General features: G+C 59.6%; 17 protein-coding genes. 13 read left to right on the top strand and 4 right to left on the bottom strand.

Going from position 1 to position 19,736, the window contains the following annotated elements; all coding sequences use genetic code 11:
* Positions 1–32: 32 nt before the first annotated feature.
* Entirely contained in the window at positions 33–2,141 is a 2,109-nt protein-coding gene (locus F8N21_RS19455; RefSeq protein ID WP_150643656.1) for a molybdopterin oxidoreductase family protein, read from the bottom strand.
* A 137-nt stretch (positions 2,142–2,278) separates the two neighbouring features.
* Positions 2,279–2,569 carry a hypothetical protein gene (locus F8N21_RS19450; RefSeq protein WP_150643655.1) on the bottom strand — a complete coding sequence of 97 codons (291 nt, stop codon included), beginning with the start codon at positions 2,567–2,569 and terminating at the stop codon, positions 2,279–2,281.
* 416 nt (positions 2,570–2,985) lie between these two features.
* On the opposite strand from F8N21_RS19450, the gene argF reads away from it, so the two are divergent.
* Both argF and F8N21_RS19440 read left to right on the top strand, forming a co-directional pair.
* Positions 2,986–3,906, top strand: coding sequence for an ornithine carbamoyltransferase (argF, locus tag F8N21_RS19445; protein ID WP_150643654.1), 921 nt, complete (start codon positions 2,986–2,988; stop codon positions 3,904–3,906).
* Positions 3,903–5,012, top strand: coding sequence for an ABC transporter ATP-binding protein (locus F8N21_RS19440; protein WP_150643653.1), 1,110 nt, complete (start codon positions 3,903–3,905; stop codon positions 5,010–5,012). The genes argF and F8N21_RS19440 overlap by 4 nt, the downstream gene beginning before the upstream one ends.
* 132 nt (positions 5,013–5,144) lie before the next feature.
* Here F8N21_RS19440 and F8N21_RS19435 read toward each other — a convergent pair whose 3' ends face one another.
* Entirely contained in the window at positions 5,145–5,927 is a 783-nt protein-coding gene (locus tag F8N21_RS19435) for a PhzF family phenazine biosynthesis protein (RefSeq protein ID WP_150643652.1), read from the bottom strand.
* Between the two features lie 94 nt (positions 5,928–6,021).
* Complete coding sequence (gene ybaK / locus F8N21_RS19430) at positions 6,022–6,492, bottom strand: Cys-tRNA(Pro) deacylase (RefSeq protein WP_150643651.1); 471 nt, start codon at positions 6,490–6,492, stop codon at positions 6,022–6,024.
* A gap of 367 nt (positions 6,493–6,859) precedes the next feature.
* Between ybaK and F8N21_RS19425 the strand changes: the two genes are divergently transcribed.
* The 11 genes from F8N21_RS19425 to F8N21_RS19375 all read left to right on the top strand — a co-directional run bounded on the left by F8N21_RS19425 (position 6,860) and on the right by F8N21_RS19375 (position 19,563).
* The gene (locus F8N21_RS19425) at positions 6,860–7,711 is read left to right on the top strand and encodes an MIP/aquaporin family protein (RefSeq protein WP_150643650.1); all 852 of its coding nucleotides are present in this window, start codon (positions 6,860–6,862) and stop codon (positions 7,709–7,711) included.
* A gap of 82 nt (positions 7,712–7,793) precedes the next feature.
* Positions 7,794–9,299: a glycerol kinase GlpK gene (glpK, locus tag F8N21_RS19420; protein ID WP_150643649.1), complete on the top strand. Its 1,506-nt coding sequence runs from the start codon at positions 7,794–7,796 to the stop codon at positions 9,297–9,299.
* A gap of 95 nt (positions 9,300–9,394) precedes the next feature.
* A complete protein-coding gene (locus tag F8N21_RS19415; RefSeq protein WP_150643648.1) occupies positions 9,395–10,150 on the top strand; it encodes a DeoR/GlpR family transcriptional regulator in 756 nt (251 codons plus the stop codon).
* Positions 10,151–10,553: 403 nt separating this feature from the next.
* Positions 10,554–12,092 carry a glycerol-3-phosphate dehydrogenase gene (gene glpD / locus F8N21_RS19410; RefSeq protein ID WP_150643647.1) on the top strand — a complete coding sequence of 513 codons (1,539 nt, stop codon included), beginning with the start codon at positions 10,554–10,556 and terminating at the stop codon, positions 12,090–12,092.
* Between the two features lie 462 nt (positions 12,093–12,554).
* A complete protein-coding gene (locus tag F8N21_RS19405; protein ID WP_150643646.1) occupies positions 12,555–13,469 on the top strand; it encodes a glutamate/aspartate ABC transporter substrate-binding protein in 915 nt (304 codons plus the stop codon).
* 192 nt (positions 13,470–13,661) lie between these two features.
* Positions 13,662–14,408 (top strand): amino acid ABC transporter permease, encoded by a 747-nt coding sequence (locus F8N21_RS19400; RefSeq protein WP_150643645.1) that lies wholly within the window; start codon positions 13,662–13,664, stop codon positions 14,406–14,408.
* Entirely contained in the window at positions 14,408–15,079 is a 672-nt protein-coding gene (locus F8N21_RS19395) for an amino acid ABC transporter permease (RefSeq protein ID WP_150643644.1), read from the top strand. Before F8N21_RS19400 ends, F8N21_RS19395 begins: the two co-directional genes overlap by 1 nt.
* On the top strand, positions 15,076–15,810 hold the full coding sequence (locus F8N21_RS19390) for an amino acid ABC transporter ATP-binding protein (RefSeq protein WP_150643643.1): 735 nt from the start codon (positions 15,076–15,078) through the stop codon (positions 15,808–15,810). Before F8N21_RS19395 ends, F8N21_RS19390 begins: the two co-directional genes overlap by 4 nt.
* 169 nt (positions 15,811–15,979) lie before the next feature.
* Positions 15,980–17,881, top strand: coding sequence for a sensor histidine kinase (locus F8N21_RS19385; protein ID WP_150643642.1), 1,902 nt, complete (start codon positions 15,980–15,982; stop codon positions 17,879–17,881).
* The gene (locus F8N21_RS19380) at positions 17,878–19,203 is read left to right on the top strand and encodes a sigma-54-dependent transcriptional regulator (protein WP_150643641.1); all 1,326 of its coding nucleotides are present in this window, start codon (positions 17,878–17,880) and stop codon (positions 19,201–19,203) included. The genes F8N21_RS19385 and F8N21_RS19380 overlap by 4 nt, the downstream gene beginning before the upstream one ends.
* A 30-nt stretch (positions 19,204–19,233) precedes the next feature.
* Positions 19,234–19,563, top strand: coding sequence for a GlpM family protein (locus tag F8N21_RS19375; protein ID WP_191624357.1), 330 nt, complete (start codon positions 19,234–19,236; stop codon positions 19,561–19,563).
* The last annotated feature ends 173 nt before the right edge of the window (positions 19,564–19,736 follow it).

The raw sequence follows: 19,736 nt of genomic DNA, 5'->3' as shown, positions 1-19,736 counted from the left end.
GATGCACTACCGCACATTTTACCCCATAGCGATCAGGCTGCCGCCACCTTGACCGGTACCCCGTTCAAGGCCGCATTGCCCGACAGCTCATCGAGTTGCAACTCATCCGTCAGGTCATTGGCACTGGCACCCGGCTGGCCGCTGGCGATTCCCATCTGTACGCCTGGTCGCGCATGCCCCCAGCCATGGGGCAAGCTGACCACTCCCGGCATCATCTCGACACTGGCCAGCACTTCGACTTCGATGGCGCCGACCCGTGAGCTGACACGCACCCGCTGTCCATCGCTGAGACCGCGGCTGGCCAGATCATCCGGGTGCATCAGTAACTGATGGCGCGGCTTGCCTTTCACCAGGCGGTGATAGTTATGCATCCAGGAGTTATTGCTGCGTACATGGCGACGGCCGATCATCAACAACTCGTCAGCACGGGGTGCCTGCAACGCGGCAAACCGCGCCAGATCCGCCAGAATTGCCGCTGGTGCCGCCTGGATGTGTTGATTGGCGGTCTTCAAACGCGGCCCGAGATTCGCCTTGAGTGGCCCCAGATCAATCCCGTGGGGATAGTCAAACAAAGTCGCGACCGACAGCTTGTGCGCCGAAGCATCGCCATACAAGCCAGCACGCAGCCCGTGATCGATCATTTGCGCCGGGGCAATGGTCGGCTTGAGTTCTTTGCCGGTCTTCGCGGCAAAGGCCTGTGCGAGGCCGACAAATATCTCCCAGTCGTGCAACGCGCCTTCAGGTTTGGCCAGAATTGCCCGGTTGAAGCGAGTGACGTTACGTACGGCGAACATATTGAAGGTGGTGTCGTAGTGATCGTTCTCCAGCGCCGAGGTCGACGGCAGGATCAGGTCGGCATAACGGGTGGTTTCATTGATATACAGATCAATGCTGAGCATGAACTCCAACCCGTCCAGCGCCTGCTCCAGTTGCCGGCCATTAGGCGTTGATAGCACCGGGTTGCCGGCCACGGTAATCAGTGCGCGTACCTGCCCTTCCCCTTCGGTCAGCATTTCTTCGGCAAGGGCCGACACCGGTAACTCACCGCCATACTCCGGACGCCCCGAGACCCGGCTTTGCCAGCGATTGAAATGCCCGCCCGAGGTGGAAGCCACCAGGTCCACCGCCGGTTCCGTGCACAAGGCACCGCCCACCCGGTCGAGATTGCCCGTCAGCAGATTGATCAGCTGCACCAACCAATGACACAAGGTGCCGAACGACTGGGTGGAAACCCCCATCCGGCCATAGCAGACGGCTTTGTCCGCTGCTGCGAAATCCCGCGCCAATTGGCGGATCTGCTTGGCCGGCACGGCGCAGAGCGGACTCATCGCCTCGGCGCTGAAAGCTGCGATCGCCAGACGCACCTCATCAACGCCATCCACCGGCAAATGGCTTTCGCGAGTCAGGCCTTCAGCGAACAAGGTATTGAGCAACCCGAACAACAGCGCCGCATCCCCGCCCGGGCGGACAAACACATGCTGATCGGCAATCGCTGCCGTTTCGCTGCGCCGGGGATCAACTACCACCACCTTGCCGCCCCGCGCCTGGATCGCCTTCAAGCGTTTCTCCACATCCGGCACGGTCATGATGCTGCCATTGGAGGCCAGCGGGTTACCTCCCAGGATCAGCATGAAGTCGGTGTGATCGATGTCCGGAATCGGCAGTAAAAAGCCGTGGCCATACATCAGGTAACTGCTCAGGTGATGAGGCAGCTGGTCGACTGACGTAGCGGAAAAGCGGTTGCGGGTTTTCAGCAGGCCGAGAAAGTAATTGCTGTGGGTCATCAACCCATAGTTATGCACACTGGGATTGCCCTGATAGACCGCCACGGCGTTCTGCCCATGACGCTCCTGAATCATCCCCAGGCGCTCGGCGACCAGGGCAAACGCGGCATCCCATTCGATCGGCTGCCACTCGCTGCCCACCCTGAGCATGGGCTGGCGCAGGCGGTCCGGATCGTTCTGGATATCCTGCAGCGCTACCGCCTTGGGACAGATATGACCGCGGCTGAAACTGTCCTGCGGGTCACCCTTGATCGAGGTGATCTGCACGCCAGCGCCGTCGACCGCAGTGGTTTCGATGGTCAAGCCGCAGATGGCTTCACACAGATGGCAGGCACGGTGGTGGAGAGTCTTGGTCATGGCCAGTCTCTATTTTATTCGGGGCAGCCAGCAAGGCTGCGGGAACAAAACTATGGTGCCAGACCGGCCACTGCGCCAGCGACGTTCGTCTTGTGAATCGAAGGGCATCAGGCCAACCAATGTCGGCCCGCCAGGGTTCAGCTCAGTGACGGCCCGGGCGTGCGCTGCAACTGGATTTCCTGAATGGTTTCGATCTGCTCGTGGGCCACATGGACCCCGGTGAGTTCGCCGATCAGTCGCCAGTGCTCGTCGAGCCCGGCACTGATGGTCGCCATGCGATCGATCATGCGTCGACCCGCGGCCTGAGTCACGCGATCTTCACTGCGCAGCAACTCGAAGGACATCGAGGTCATGGAGGCGGTGAGGTGGGTCAGGGAGCGTGCCGTGAGACCCAGTAGTTCCATCAATTGCTGTTCTTTTGCTTCCATTGCAGAAACTCCCTGTTTCACTCGTAGGACCTTTATAGCCCAACACCTGAGATTAAGAAATGTTTATGCCAGGTCGGCCTGGTAGATCCTGCTCGCAAACGCCTCGGCTGACGAGTCGAAAACGACCGTCTGGCTGCTTTCTGCGCGCCGTTCGATTGCCAAGGCGCGCGAGGGCAGTGTACAAATGACAGGCTACTGTCAGGAAACAGGCTTCAAAAGCGCTACCGCGACCTCCTCGTAGCCCCTCTGAACTCCCCTAAGAACCGTAGCCCTATTGGAAAGACGCGACATTTAATGTCAAGATCGCGCCTTCCCCTATTTCGTCGCCCCGTGCGGCTTTCGCCGCAGGTCTCGCCCGTTTTTCAATTAAACAAGGCTTTGAGTATCTGCGGTCTGTTGCAAAAAGGTAGTTAATGATGAGCGCAAGGCACTTTCTCTCCCTGATGGATTGCACGCCCGAAGAGCTGGTCAGCGTGATTCGTCGTGGCATCGAGCTGAAGGACCTGCGTAATCGCGGCGTACTGTTCGAGCCTTTGAAAAACCGCGTCCTCGGGATGATTTTCGAGAAGTCCTCGACCCGCACCCGGATCTCGTTCGAAGCCGGCATGATCCAGCTGGGTGGCCAGGCGATCTTCCTCTCGCCCCGCGATACCCAGCTAGGCCGTGGCGAGCCGATCGGCGATTGCGCTATCGTCATGTCGAGCATGCTCGATGCCGTGATGATCCGTACCTTTGCCCACAGTACCCTGACCGAATTCGCCGCCAACTCCCGGGTGCCAGTGATCAATGGCCTGTCCGATGACCTGCATCCGTGCCAGTTGCTGGCCGACATGCAGACCTTCCTCGAACATCGTGGCTCGATCCAGGGCAAGACCGTGGCCTGGATCGGCGACGGCAACAACATGTGCAACAGTTATATAGAAGCGGCCATTCAGTTCGACTTCCAACTGCGCATCGCCTGCCCGCAAGGTTTCGAGCCGAATGCAGAGTTCGTGGCCAAGGCCGGCGATCGCGTGACCATCGTCCGCGATCCGCGCGACGCCGTGCTCGGCGCGCACCTGGTCAGCACCGATGTCTGGACCTCCATGGGCCAGGAAGAAGAAACCGCCAAGCGCCTGGCCATGTTCACCCCTTTCCAGGTGACCCGCGCCCTGCTCGACATCGCCGCGCCGGACGTGCTGTTCATGCACTGCCTGCCCGCCCACCGCGGCGAAGAAATCAGCCTCGACTTGCTCGACGACCCGCGCTCTGTCGCCTGGGACCAGGCGGAAAACCGTCTTCATGCGCAAAAGGCCCTGCTTGAGTTCCTGGTCGAGCCGGCGTACCACCACGCATGAGCCAGACATTACTGCTCAACCTGCGCAACCTGGCGTGCGGATACCACAACCAGCGGGTCGTACAGAACCTCAATCTGCACCTCAACGCTGGGGATATCGGTTGCCTCCTAGGCTCGTCCGGTTGCGGCAAGACCACCACCCTGCGAGCGATTGCCGGTTTCGAGCCGGTGCATGAAGGGGAAATCACCCTGGCCGGCGAAGTCATCTCCAGTGCCGGCTTCACCCTGGCGCCCGAGAAGCGGCGGATCGGCATGGTGTTCCAGGACTACGCGCTGTTTCCGCACCTGAGCGTGGCCGAGAACATCGCCTTCGGGATCCGCAAGCATCCGCAAAAGGACCGCGTGACCGACGAGTTGCTCGAGCTGGTCAACCTGAAAACCCTCGGCAAGCGCTTTCCTCACGAGTTATCGGGCGGCCAGCAGCAGCGTGTCGCACTGGCTCGGGCCCTGGCGCCAGAACCGCAATTGCTGTTGCTCGACGAACCCTTCTCCAACCTCGATGGCGAACTGCGCCGCAAGCTCAGCCATGAGGTGCGGGACATTCTCAAGCTGCGTGGTACCAGCGCAATCCTGGTGACCCATGACCAGGAAGAAGCCTTCGCCGTCAGCGATCATGTCGGCGTGTTCAAGGAAGGTCGACTGGAGCAGTGGGACACCCCCTACAACCTCTACCACGAGCCGTTCACGCCCTTTGTCGCGAGCTTTATCGGCCAGGGTTATTTCATTCGCGGCCAGTTGCAGAGCCCTGAATCGGTACAGACCGAACTGGGTGTACTGCGCGGCAATCGCGCCTACACCTGGCCGATTGGCTGCGCTGTCGACGTGCTGCTGCGTCCGGACGATATCGTCTATGCGCCGGACAGCGAGCTGAAAGCGCGGATCATTGGCAAGACCTTCCTCGGCGCTTCGACCTTGTATCGCCTGCAGTTGCCAACCGGCAGCCTGCTGGAGTCGATCTTCCCGAGCCATGCCGATCATCTGGTGGGTGTCGATGTCGGCATTCGCGTGGCGGCGGAGCATCTGGTGTTGTTCCAGGCGTCCGGCAGCATCGCAGCGCAGATACCACCTGCGGATTCCGGGGTTCGGCGGTACAGCGCCGCCAGTTGAGCCGATGCCAAAAGATCGCAGCCTGCGGCAGCTCCTACAGGATTTGCGTACACCCGAAAATTTGCGGATGTACTCGATCGGCGTAGGAGCTGCCGCAGGCTGCGATCTTTTCAAGGTTTCCACAATCTCACGTCAGCCCAACATCAACTTCCCGCTAGCCACCAGCGTCGCATTCCCGCCGATTTTCACCCGATTCCCTTCCAGCCGGCAGAACAACTCCCCGCCCCGCGCCGAACACTGGTACGCCGTCAGGCTCGTCTTGCCCAAGCGTCGCGACCAGTAGGGGATCAGGCTGCAATGGGTCGAGCCGGTCACTGGGTCTTCATTGATCCCGATCGCCGGGGCGAAATAGCGCGAGACAAAATCATGCTGGCTGCCTCGTGCCGTAACGATCGCACCCGGCCAAGGCAGCTTCGCCAAAGCGGCCATGTCCGGCTTGCAATCAAGCACTGCCTGCTCCGACTCCAGGACCACGAACAACTCGTTGGAACCTAATACATCCACCACTTCCAGACCCAGCGCCCGCTCCACGTCCAGGGTCACGCCCACCTCGCGAGGCAGCAACGCCGGGAAATCCAGCCAAAGCCGAGCGCCTTCCTTGCTGACGCTCAACGGGCCGGACTTGCTGATGAAGTCCAGTCGCTCGACCGGCTCTCGATACACCTCGAACAAGACATGGGCGCTGGCCAGCGTGGCATGCCCACAGAGTGGCACCTCAGTGGTGGGTGTGAACCAGCGGATATGCCAGCCCTGGCCTTCGCGCACCAGAAAAGCGGTTTCGGCCAGATTGTGCTCGGCAGCGATTTTCTGCATCAGTTCATCGGCGAGCCATGCATCGAGCCGATAGACCATTGCCGGGTTGCCACTGAATGGCCGCTCGCTGAACGCGTCGACCTGATGAAACTCAAGTTGCATGACTATACCTCTCCTTGAATATGCGACAGCGAGTACGCACCCGGATACGGACCGGGGCTAGATCATTTGCGCCATACAGCGCCAGCCCAGGCAATCAGGCCCGACCAATATCGGCAAATCTGGCCTGGGTATGCTCGGCGAGCACCGCAGGCGACAACTCGACCTCAAGACCTCGACGCCCGGCGCTGACAAAAATACAGATGAAGGGTTGCGCACTGTTATCGATAAAAGTCCGTAAACGCTTCTTCTGCCCCAGCGGACTGATCCCACCCAGCAGGTAACCGGTCGCCCGTTGCGCGGCAGCCGGGTCGGCCATTTCGACTTTCTTGACGCCCGCAGCAATGGCCAGCGCCTTCAAATCCAGACTTCCGACGACCGGCACAACCGCCACCAACAATTCGCCCTTTTCGCTGGCGGCCAAGAGGGTCTTGAACACTTGGGCCGGATCGAGCCCGAGCTTTTCCGCGGCCTCCAGCCCGTAGGAAGCTGCCTTCGGATCATGTTCGTAACTGTGCACTCGATGTTCAGCCCGAACTTTTTTCAACAAATCCAATGCAGGTGTCATGGCAGCTCCGGACGTGACCAATGGAGAAAAACGCTGATGCAGGATTCTAGGCCATCAACAGGAAAAAGGCTCTATTACGCAGGCATTACGCACGCCATCGGTTGAATCCGTTGGCCATAACGCCGGACATCGCAGACGTTTCGTCATGCCCGCAACGCGATCATTCACAAGACTAATAGTTAAAATATGACAGATAGTTCACTTTCGACCTTTGACAGCAGCGTTTCTTGTCTATATTTTTTCGAATGTGAATATGCAACCCGTTCCAGAGTCGTACCCAGCAGTAAGCCGAGACAAGGATCTTGGAGAAAATCGCGCTCCAATCATTTTCGGACGCGCCAGACAACAACAAAAAACGAGGTTTTCAATGACGACTGCTTTACAACAACCTTCGCTCTCGAGCCAATGCATGGCCGAGTTCCTGGGTACTGCCTTATTGATCTTCTTTGGTACCGGCTGCGTCGCCGCGCTCAAGGTCGCGGGTGCCAGCTTTGGCTTATGGGAAATCAGCATCATCTGGGGGATCGGCGTGAGCATGGCGATCTACCTGACCGCAGGCATTTCCGGCGCCCATCTCAATCCGGCTGTCAGCATTGCACTGTGCGTTTTTACCGATTTCGATAAGCGCAAACTGCCGTTCTACATCCTCGCCCAAGTCGCCGGAGCCTTTTGCTCGGCGTTGTTGGTTTACACGCTTTACAGCAACCTGTTCTTCGATTACGAACAAACCCATCACATGATCCGAGGCACCCAGGCCAGCCTCGAACTGGCGTCGGTGTTTTCCACCTACCCGCACCCCGCCCTCTCCACCGGCCAGGCGTTCCTGGTTGAGGTGATCATCACCGCGATCCTGATGGGCGTGATCATGTCCCTGACCGATGACAATAACGGCCTGCCACGTGGCCCGCTGGCGCCCTTGCTGATCGGCCTGCTGATTGCCGTTATTGGTAGCGCGATGGGTCCATTGACCGGTTTTGCGATGAACCCGGCGCGGGATTTCGGTCCTAAACTGATGACCTTCGTCGCCGGCTGGGGTGAAATATCCTTCACCGGCGGGCGCGATATCCCGTACTTCCTGATTCCGATTTTTGCACCGATCATAGGTGCCTGCCTCGGCGCTGCTGCCTATCGCGGGCTGATTGCCCGTCATTTACCCAGCGCCACACCTGCTGCAACGGATGTCGAACACCTCGTCAAAGGCAAGGTCCGGGCATCTTGATACAGGCTGCGTGAACGCCACTGCCCTCCTGCGGCGTTCACGTTCGCTGAATTTCAACCCTATTTAGTCCAAGGCAATCGACATGACCGACATTCAGAACAAGAACTACATCATTGCCCTCGATCAGGGTACGACCAGCTCCCGGGCGATCATCTTCGACCGCGACGCCAACGTGGTCTGTACCGCTCAGCGCGAATTCGTCCAGCATTACCCGCAGCCTGGCTGGGTCGAACATGACCCGATGGAAATCTTCGCGACCCAGAGCGCGGTGATGGTCGAGGCCCTGGCTCAAGCCGGCCTGCATCACGACCAGGTGGCCGCCATCGGCATCACCAACCAGCGTGAAACCACCGTGGTCTGGGACAAAACCACCGGCCGGCCGATCTACAACGCGATCGTCTGGCAGTGCCGGCGCAGCACCGAGATCTGCCAGCAGCTCAAACGCGACGGTCATGAGCAGTACATCAGCGAAACCACTGGCCTGGTGACTGACCCTTACTTCTCCGGCACCAAGCTCAAGTGGATTCTCGACAACGTCGAAGGCAGCCGCGAACGCGCGCGCAACGGCGAACTGCTGTTCGGCACCGTCGACAGCTGGCTGATCTGGAAATTTACCGGCGGCAAGACCCACGTCACTGACTACACCAATGCCTCGCGCACCATGCTCTTCAACATCCACACCCTGGAGTGGGATGCGAAGATGCTGGAAGTGCTGAATATCCCGCGCGAGATGCTTCCTGAAGTGAAGTCCTCTTCGCAAATCTACGGCCATACCAAAAGCGGCATCGCCATCGCGGGCATTGCCGGCGACCAACAGGCTGCGCTGTTCGGCCAAATGTGCGTCGAACCCGGTCAGGCGAAAAACACCTACGGCACCGGCTGCTTCTTGTTGATGAACACCGGCGACAAAGCGGTGAAATCCAATCACGGCATGCTCACCACCATTGCTTGCGGTCCACGGGGCGAAGTCGCTTATGCGCTCGAAGGCGCAGTATTCAACGGCGGCTCCACCGTTCAGTGGCTGCGGGACGAGTTGAAAATCATCAACGACGCTCACGACACCGAATACTTTGCCGGCAAGGTCAAAGACAGCAATGGCGTGTACCTGGTCCCGGCCTTCACCGGCCTGGGCGCTCCCTACTGGGACCCCTATGCCCGCGGTGCGCTGTTCGGCCTGACCCGTGGCGTACGCGTGGATCACATCATTCGCGCGGCCCTGGAGTCGATTGCCTACCAGACCCGCGACGTGCTCGACGCCATGCAACAGGACTCCGGCGAACGCCTCAAAGCGTTGCGCGTGGACGGCGGTGCAGTGGCAAACAACTTCCTGATGCAGTTCCAGGCGGACATTCTCGGCACTCACGTCGAGCGCCCGAAAATGCGCGAAACCACTGCCCTCGGCGCAGCCTATCTGGCGGGCCTGGCCTGTGGTTTCTGGGGCAGCCTGGATGAGCTGCGCGGCAAGGCAGTGATCGAGCGCGAGTTTGAGCCGCAACTGGCCGAAGCCGAGAAGGAAAAGCTCTACGCCGGCTGGCTGAAAGCCGTGAGCCGCACCCGGGATTGGGAACCCCACGAAGAGGCCAAATAAGCTAGAGCAAGGACTCGTATCCGTATGTAACTGGCCGGGAGTGGATTCCTGCGGCATCATGGGCGCATTTTGCACGGCAGCCCCAAGGAAGCCCCATGAATCTGCCTCCCCGTCAGCAGCAAATCCTCGAACTGGTCCGCGAACGCGGCTATGTCAGCATCGAGGAAATGGCTACGCTGTTCGTCGTTACACCGCAAACCATCCGCCGCGATATCAATCAATTGGCGGAAGTAAACCTGTTGCGTCGCTATCACGGCGGCGCAGCTTACGATTCGAGCGTAGAAAACACCGCCTACGCCATGCGAGCCGATCAAATGCGCGATGAGAAACAACGCATCGCCGAAGCCATCGCCGCGCAGATCCCCGATCATGCCTCGCTGTTCATCAATATCGGCACCACCACCGAATCCATCGCCCGGGCACTGCTCAATCACACCCAGCTCAAGGTGATCACCAACAACCTGCACGTCGCCTCGATCCTCAGCGCCAAGGATGATTTCGAAGTTCTGCTGGCCGGCGGCAATGTGCGCCGCGACGGTGGCGTCGTCGGCCAGGCCAGTGTGGACTTCATCAACCAGTTCAAGGTCGACTTCGCCCTGGTCGGCATCAGCGGCATTGATGAAGACGGCAGCCTGCTGGATTTCGACTATCAGGAAGTGCGGGTCTCCCAGGCGATCATCGCCAACGCCCGACAAGTCATACTGGCGGCCGACTCCAGTAAGTTCGGGCGCAACGCCATGGTTCGGCTGGGACCGATCAGCCTGATCGATTGCCTGGTCACAGATCAACCGCCAGTGCCAGCGCTGGCGCAGCTGCTGAGTCAGCACAAGATTCGGCTGGAAGTGGTTTAGCCCTCTATAAGCTGAGCAAGGCTCCCTTGTGGCGAGGGAGCTTGCTGCGGCGAGCCCCCGTAGCAGCTGCCGAAGGCTGCGTTCGGCCGCGAAGCGGTCGTAAAATCAGGCGCTGCGGTATTCCCGACAAACCGTTCAAGCAGGATTTTCGCCTGCTTCGCAGTCGAACGCAGCCTTCGGCAACTGCTACGGACCGAGTAAAAGCTTAACCGAGAGCCCTTGCCACATAGACCGTGCGTCCGCCCCCCACCCGCTAAAATGTTCGAAAATATTCCTTTCGGCCGTCTTCGATCAGTATTTTCAATCGAAGATGACTGGCCGTGTTCTTGTTTATGCGCTACCATTTTCGAAAATGAACATTAATGTTCGAATTCAAATATTATAAAGAACCCGAGGCCAGCCGATGCCCACTTCTACCTTGCCTACGCCCCCTATCGCCGAGGTCTACGATATCGCCGTCATCGGTGGTGGGATTAACGGTGTAGGGATAGCAGCTGATGCCGCCGGTCGCGGCCTGTCGGTATTCCTTTGTGAGAAGGACGACCTGGCCAGCCACACCTCGTCGGCCAGCAGCAAGTTGATTCACGGCGGCCTGCGCTATCTCGAACATTACGAGTTCCGCCTGGTGCGCGAAGCGCTGGCCGAACGCGAAGTGCTGCTGGCCAAAGCCCCGCACATCGTCAAACCGATGCGTTTCGTGCTGCCGCACCGTCCGCACCTGCGTCCGGCCTGGATGATCCGTGCCGGCCTGTTCCTTTATGACCACCTGGGCAAGCGGGAAAAACTCGCCGGTTCCAAGAGCGTGAAATTCGGTGCCGACAGCCCGCTCAAGGCAGAAATCAGCAAAGGCTTCGAATATTCCGATTGCTGGGTCGATGACGCCCGCCTGGTGGTCCTGAACGCCATGGCCGCCCGCGAAAAAGGTGCTCACGTTCACACCCAGACCCGCTGTGTCAGCGCCCGGCGCAGCAAAGGCATGTGGCAGCTGAACCTGGAACGCACCGACGGCAGTCTGTTCTCGATCCGCGCCAAAGCCCTGGTGAATGCGGCCGGCCCCTGGGTCGCCAAGTTCATCCGCGATGACCTGAAGCTGGAATCGCCGTACGGCATCCGCCTGATCCAGGGCAGCCACCTGATCGTGCCGAAACTCTACGACGCGCCGAACGCCTTCATTCTGCAGAACGAAGACCAGCGCATCGTGTTCGCTATTCCGTACCTGAACCATTTCACCCTGATTGGTACTACCGATCGCGAATACACCGGCGACCCGGCCAAAGTGACGATCACCGAAGGCGAAACCGATTACCTGCTCAAGGTGGTCAACGCGCACTTCAAGAAGCGACTGAACCGCGAGGACATCCTGCACAGCTATTCCGGCGTTCGCCCACTGTGCAACGACGAATCCGACAACCCTTCGGCCGTGACTCGCGACTACACCCTGGCCTTGTCCGGCAGTGCGGCAGAAGCGCCATTGTTGTCGGTGTTCGGTGGCAAGCTGACGACTTATCGCAAACTGGCCGAATCGGCCCTGGCGCAACTGGCGCCATTCTTTAAAGACATCAAGCCGAGCTGGACCGCGCAATCGACTCTGCCCGGCGGCGAAGACATGACCACCCCGCAGGCATTGAGCTCGCTGATCCGCGACAAGTTCGATTGGGTACCCATTGAAATCGCCAGCCGTTGGGCCACCACTTATGGCAGCCGCACCTGGCGCCTGCTGGAAGGCGTGCGGAGCCTGAGCGATCTGGGCGAACACATCGGTGGCGGACTCTACACCCGCGAAGTCGATTACCTGTGCAGCGAAGAATGGGCCATGAGTGCTCACGACATTCTTTGGCGCCGCAGCAAGCTGGGGTTGTTCACTACCCCGGCGGAGCAGGAAAAACTGCAGCAGTATCTGGCCAAGGTTGTACAGAACCGCAGGAAGATTGAAGCGGCCTGATCGGGAATCCGGTTAAAGCGAAGCCCCTGAATCTCGAGATACAGGGGCTTTTTGCATTCGGATGCACAGCATAAATCCATTGTGGGAGCGAGCTTGCTCGCGATGAGGCCATCAAATTCAACATTGATGTTGCCGGACACACCGCTATCGTCGGAACGCCGCCCGGAGCAAGCTCGCTCCCACAAGGGGCTCAGTGCCCTTAGGAATGCATTCGGTTTTCCGAACGCGACTTGCCGGTCGATTCGGTTAACCGGATTATCGAGCACCCTTTTCTTCGCCATAAATATTTAATTTTCTTATAAATCAGCACTTTGACCAAATACGCCTGGCCTGGCACGACTCATGCTCTACACTCTTGGACGAATGCCTGATGCGCCACCCCATCAGGAGCCTCAAGGCATTTGCAGTTACAGAAGGGCCAACGAACTGGCTCCATATAAAAACAATGTCGAGGAAAATTTGATGCGCATCGTTCCCCAGCTTCTGGGCGCAGCTATCGCTGTTGCTCTGATCAGTACTCCAGTTTTCGCGGCCGAGCTCACCGGCACACTGAAGAAGATCAAAGAGTCCGGCACCATCACCCTCGGGCATCGTGACGCTTCCATTCCGTTTTCCTACATCGCGGACGCTTCCGGCAAACCGGTTGGCTACTCCCACGATATCCAGCTGAAAATCGTCGAAGCCATCAAGAAAGACCTGGGCATGCCGGACCTCAAGGTCAACTACAACCTGGTCACCTCGCAAACCCGTATCCCGCTGGTGCAGAACGGCACCGTGGACGTCGAGTGCGGCTCCACCACCAACAACGTCGAGCGTCAGCAGCAAGTTGCCTTCTCCGTCGGCATCTTCGAAATCGGTACCAAACTGCTGACGAAAAAAGATTCGCCCTACAAAGACTTCCCTGACCTCAAAGGCAAGAACGTCGTGACCACCGCCGGCACCACGTCCGAGCGCATCCTCAAGTCGATGAACGCCGACAAACAGATGGGCATGAACGTCATCTCGGCCAAGGACCACGGCGAATCCTTCCAGATGCTCGAAACCGGCCGCGCAGTGGCTTTCATGATGGACGATGCCTTGCTGGCCGGTGAAATGGCCAAGGCCAAGAAGCCCACCGACTGGGTCGTGACCGGTACTCCACAGTCCTTTGAAGTCTACGGCTGCATGGTCCGCAAGGGCGACGAGCCATTCAAGAAAGCCGTCGACGACGCCATCGTTGCGACCTACAAGTCCGGCGAAATCAACAAGATCTACGAAAAGTGGTTCATGCAGCCAATCCCGCCTAAGAACCTGAACCTGATGTTCCCGATGAGCGAAGAGCTCAAGGCTCTGATCGCCAATCCGACCGATAAAGCGGCTGACGAAAAGAAATCCTGATTTCTGACTAACCTTATCTCCTGAGAGGGCCACTGCCCTTTCAGGGGGTTGTCACTCCCTGCTGGCATTTTTGGAAACACTCGAACCGGTGATTGTCGAGCCGCTCGTGTGTGCCTGACCGTAAAGGTCGGGCGGGAATGGATTTCCCCTGGCGGGCACTTGTACATCGATTGATCAGAGGGGAGACCCCTAATGAATTACAACTGGGACTGGGGCGTGTTCTTCAAGTCCACCGGCGTGGGCAGCGAGATTTATTTCGACTGGTACCTCACCGGTTTGGGCTGGACCATTGCCATCGCCATCTCGGCCTGGATCATCGCCCTGCTACTGGGTTCGATTCTGGGCGTCATGCGCACCGTGCCGAATCGCGTCGTGTCGGGCATCGCGACCTGCTATGTGGAACTCTTCCGGAACGTACCGCTGCTGGTGCAGCTATTCATCTGGTACTTTCTGGTGCCCGATCTGCTGCCGCAAAACCTGCAGGATTGGTACAAGCAGGACCTGAACCCTACCACTTCAGCCTTCCTCAGCGTCGTCGTGTGCCTGGGTCTGTTCACTGCCGCGCGTGTTTGCGAACAAGTGCGTACCGGTATCCAGGCGCTGCCTCGCGGCCAGGAATCAGCCGCCCGCGCCATGGGCTTCAAGCTGCCACAGGTCTACTGGAATGTGCTGCTGCCCCAGGCCTACCGGATCATCATTCCGCCGCTCACCTCGGAATTTCTCAACGTCTTCAAGAACTCCTCCGTGGCCTCGCTGATCGGCCTGATGGAGCTGCTCGCGCAGACCAAACAGACCGCCGAGTTCTCCGCCAACCTGTTCGAAGCCTTCACCCTGGCAACCCTGATCTACTTCACGCTGAACATGGGCCTGATGCTGCTGATGCGCATGGTCGAGAAGAAAGTCGCGGTACCCGGCCTGATTGCCCTGGGGGGTAAATAATGGACTTCGATTTCAGTGGAATCGTCCAGGCTACACCGGGCCTGTGGAACGGCATGGTAATGACCCTCAAGCTGATGGCCCTGGGCGTCACCGGCGGGATCATCCTCGGCACGATCCTGGCGCTGATGCGCCTGTCCCACAACAAATGGCTGTCGAACATTGCCGGCGCCTACGTTAACTACTTCCGCTCGATCCCGCTGCTGCTGGTCATCACCTGGTTCTACCTGGCGGTGCCGTTCGTGCTGCGCTGGATCACCGGCGAAGACACTCCGATCGGGGCGTTCGCCTCGTGCATCGTGGCCTTCATGATGTTCGAAGCGGCGTACTTCTGCGAAATCGTCCGGGCCGGCGTGCAGTCGATCCCCAAGGGCCAGATGGCTGCTGCCCAAGCCGTGGGTATGACGTATGGCCAGATGATGCGACTGATCATCCTGCCACAAGCGTTCCGCAAGATGACCCCTTTGCTGCTGCAACAGAGCATCATCCTGTTCCAGGACACCTCGCTGGTCTACGCGGTCGGTCTGGTGGATTTCCTCAATGCTTCGCGCGCCAGTGGCGACATCATCGGCCGCTCCAATGAGTTCCTGGTCTTCGCAGGTCTGGTGTATTTTATAATCAGCTTTGCCGCCTCGCAGCTGGTCAAGCGTCTGCAAAAAAGGTTTGCCGTATGATCTCTATCAAGAATGTCAACAAGTGGTATGGCGACTTCCAGGTACTGACTGATTGCAGCACCGAGGTCAAAAAAGGCGAAGTGATTGTGGTGTGCGGGCCGTCCGGCTCCGGCAAATCCACCTTGATCAAGTGCGTCAACGCCCTGGAACCGTTCCAGAAAGGCGACGTGGTGGTCGATGGCACCTCCATCGCCGACCCGAAAACCGACCTGCCGAAACTGCGTTCACGGGTCGGCATGGTGTTCCAGCATTTCGAACTGTTTCCGCACTTGAGCATCATGGATAACCTGACCATCGCACAGATCAAGGTGCTGGGTCGGAGCAAGGAAGAAGCCAACAAAAAGGCCCTGCAACTGCTCGAACGCGTCGGCCTCTCGGCCCATGCCAAAAAGCATCCCGGGCAACTCTCCGGCGGTCAGCAACAGCGTGTGGCGATTGCCCGCGCGCTGGCGATGGACCCGATCGTCATGCTGTTCGACGAACCGACCTCGGCGCTGGACCCGGAGATGGTCAACGAAGTACTCGACGTGATGGTGCAGCTGGCTCACGAAGGCATGACCATGATGTGCGTGACCCACGAAATGGGCTTTGCCCGCAAAGTGGCGGACCGTGTGATCTTCATGGACCAGGGCAAGATCATCGAAGACTGCAAGAAAGAAGAGTTCTTCGGTGACATCAACGCCCGCTCCGAACGTGCCCAGCACTTCCTCGAGAAGATTCTGCAGCACTAAAAGCTACACGGCCGCCCCTGTAGGAGCTGCCGCAGGCTGCGATCTTTTGATGTTGGCGCCAGTCCAGGCAACGATTTGCCTGCTGAACAAATCAAAAGATCGCAGCCTGCGGCAGCTCCTACACGGGATCCTCGCGGCTTGTAGTTCTGGTTGACCCAAGGCATCTGTGATGAAATGCGACCCCACTCTCTATCGCGCCGCGCCGCCATCACTTGCCGTGAAACCCCGCCTGATTCGCCAGCTGTTCCTGCCGCCACTGATCATCGCGTTGATGATCGGTCTGGGTTACCTCGGCTTCTGGACCAGCGAACACTTCGGGATCCGCACCCTCAGCGAGAACGGCGAGCGCCAGCTGGAACTGCACGCCCGTGCCGTCGAAAGCGAGATCAGTAAATACACCTACCTGCCCAGCCTGCTGGAGCTCGAATCCAGTGTCTCGAAGCTGCTGGCCGACCCGTCTGCGGAACATCGGCAGACAGTCAATGATTACCTCGAAGGCCTGAACCGGCGCAGCCGCAGTCGGGCCATCTACGTTATGGATACCACCGGCCGGGTCATGGCCACCAGTAACTGGCGTGACTTCGACAGTTACCTGGGTGAAGACCTGTCCTTTCGCGCCTATTTCCAGAACGCCGTGCGCGGCCAGCCCGGGCGTTTCTACGGGATCGGCAGCACCAGCGGCGAACCCGGTTACTACCTGGCCCATGGCCTGGAAGAACAAGGCAAGATCATCGGCGTCGCGGTGGTCAAAGTGCGCCTCGAAGCCATGGAAGAACGCTGGCAACGGGCGCGTCTGGAGGCCTTCGTCAGTGACGAGAACGGCATTATCATCCTCTCCAGCGACCCGGCCCGACGTCTCAAGGCAGTCCTTCCGCTCAGCGATGAAACCAAGGAGCGCCTGGCGCGCAGCCTGCAATATTACTGGTTCCCGCTCAACGAACTGCAACCGCTGGCCCGCGAACACCTGGCCGAAGGCGTGGAGAAGCTGACCTTTCCGGCCAACACCGAACTGGAGTCGGATGAACAGGCCATCAGCTACCTGTCGCAGACCCGGCCGCTGAGCGATACGCCATGGAACTTCACCCTGCTGACGCCCTTGCAGGACCTGCGGCGCGAAGCCATCAATCAGGGCATCCTGGTGGCCGTGGCGTTTGCCCTGGTGGCGTTTTTGCTGATTGCCTGGAACGAACGGCGCAAGGTCATCGCCACCCGCCTCGCCGCCCGTGAGGCCCTGCAGGAAGCCAACAACCAGCTGGAACGCAAGATCGCCGACCGCACCGCCGACCTGCGCGCCAGCAACGAACGGCTCAAGGGGCAGATCCGCGAACGCCGGCAAGCCGAAGAAACCTTGCGCCGCGCCCAGGATGAACTGGTGCAGGCCGGCAAGCTGGCGGCCATCGGCCAGATGTCCACCAGCATCGCCCATGAATTGAACCAGCCGCTGGCGGCCCTGCGCACGCTGTCGGGCAATACCGTGCGCTTCCTCGAGCGCGGCGCGCTGGACACCGCCAGTGCCAACCTCAAGACCATCAACGAACTGATCGACCGCATGGGCCGCATCACCGCCAGCTTGCGCTCCTTCGCCCGCCGCGGCGATGACCAGGGTCAGGCCAGCCTCGGCAAGGCCGTCGACGCCGCCTTGCAGCTGCTCGGCAGCCGTCTGGAAAGCAGCGAGCCGCAACTGCACCGCGATTTCAGCGACGCGCAAGTGCAGATCGATCAGACCCGGCTGGAGCAGATTCTGGTAAACCTGATCGGCAACGCTCTGGATGCCATGCAGGCGCAACCATTGCCCGAGTTGTGGCTGGAGGGCGAAACCGTCGACGGCAAATATCGCCTGCGGGTGCGCGATAACGGCCACGGCATCGACGCCGAAACGCGCAAGCATCTGTTCGAACCCTTCTTCACCACCAAACCCGGCGAACAAGGGTTGGGCCTCGGCCTGACGCTGTCGGCAAGCCTGGCCGCGGCCACCGGCGGTAATCTGGGCGTCGAACACCCGGCCAGCGGTGGTACCGCCTTCGTCCTCAGTTTACCGTTGGTAAGCCCTACTCAAGTCGAGCCGTTATGAATACCGACCTCACCGTGCTGATCGTCGAAGACGATCCCCATGTCCTGCTAGGCTGCCAGCAAGCCCTGACACTGGAAGATATCCCCAGCATTGGTGTCGGCAGCGCCGAGGAAGCCCTGGCGCAAGTCGGCGACAACTTCGCCGGGATCGTCATCAGCGACATTCGCCTGCCGGGCATCGATGGCCTGGAACTGCTGACTCGCCTCAAGGCCCGCGATCGCAGCTTGCCGGTGGTATTGATTACCGGTCATGGCGATATCTCCATGGCTGTCGACGCCATGCAAAAAGGCGCCTACGACTTCATGGAGAAACCCTTCTCTCCCGAACGCCTGGTGGACGTGGCCCGGCGTGCCCTGGAGCAACGCAGCCTGGCCCTTGAGGTCTGGTCGCTGCGTCGGCAGCTGGCCGAACGCGATTCCCTGGAAGGCCGGATCATCGGGCGCTCGCCGGCCATGCACAACCTGCGCGAGCTGATCGCCAACGTCGCCGACACCTCGGCCAACGTATTGATCGAAGGCGAGACCGGTACCGGCAAGGAACTGGTCGCACGCTGCCTGCATGATTTCAGCCGGCGCCAGTCCGCGCAATTCGTCGCGCTGAACTGTGGCGGCCTGCCGGAGAACCTGTTCGAAAGCGAAATCTTCGGCCATGAAGCCAACGCCTTCACCGGTGCCGGCAAACGGCGGATCGGCAAAATCGAACACGCCCACGGCGGTACGCTGTTCCTCGATGAAGTGGAAAGCATGCCACTGAATCTGCAGATCAAGCTGTTGCGGGTCCTGCAGGAAAGAACCCTGGAACGCCTCGGATCGAACCAGAGTGTGGCCGTCGACTGCCGGGTGATTGCCGCGACCAAGTCCGATCTGGACGAGTTGAGCAAAGCCAGCCAGTTCCGCAGCGACCTCTATTACCGCCTGAATGTGGTGACCCTGGAACTGCCGCCGTTGCGCGAACGGCGTGAAGACATCCTGCAATTGTTCGAGCATTTCCTGCAGCAATCATCCCTGCGCTTTGACCGCACCGCACCGGAACTGGACAACCAGACCCTGTCGAACCTGATGAGCCACGACTGGCCGGGCAACGTGCGTGAATTGCGCAACGTCGCCGAACGTTTTGCCCTCGGCCTGCCCGCCTTCAAAAAATCCGGCAGCAATGCCAGCCAGGGTTTGGGGTTTGCCGAAGCGGTGGAGGCTTTCGAGCGCAACGTGCTCAACGATGCCTTGCAGCGCAGTGGCGGCAACCTGACCCAGGCCAGCCTGGAACTGGGCATGGCCAAGACCACACTGTTCGACAAGGTCAAGAAATACGGCTTGAACCACTAACCCTGTGCCTGCGAGAAGCCTGTGGATTTATTGTTGAAAGCTGCATTGGGCGCCGCCGTGGTGGTCATCCTGGCCGCCCTGGCGAAAACCAGAAACTATTACATTGCCGGGCTGGTACCGCTGTTTCCGACCTTTGCGCTGATCGCCCACTACATCGTCGGCAAGGGCCGCTCGCTGGACGACCTGAAGACCACCATCGTGTTTGGCATGTGGTCGATCATTCCCTACTTCGTTTATCTGGCGACCTTGTACGTGATGGTCGATCGCCTGCGCCTGGAGTTGTCGCTGGCGGTTGCCGCCGTGGCGTGGTTGATGGCGGCGACGGTGTTGGTGACGGTTTGGGTGCGGTTGCACGCCTGAACTGGCCGCCAGTCAAGACGTTACGCGAAACCGTAGCAGCTGGCGAAGCCTGCGTCCGGCTGCGCGTAGCAGCTGCCGAGCCTGCGAGGCTGCGTTCGGCTGCGCGTAGCAGCTGGCGAAGCCTGCGTCCGGCTGCGCGTAGCAGCTGCCGAGCCTGCGAGGCTGCGTTCGGC

The organism is Pseudomonas fluorescens (assembly GCF_902497895.1).
GTDB classification, from domain to species: Bacteria; Pseudomonadota; Gammaproteobacteria; order Pseudomonadales; family Pseudomonadaceae; genus Aquipseudomonas; species Aquipseudomonas fluorescens_BP.
Note: the sequence above shows the minus strand (reverse complement) of the source record. Positions and strands in the feature narration are given on the sequence as shown.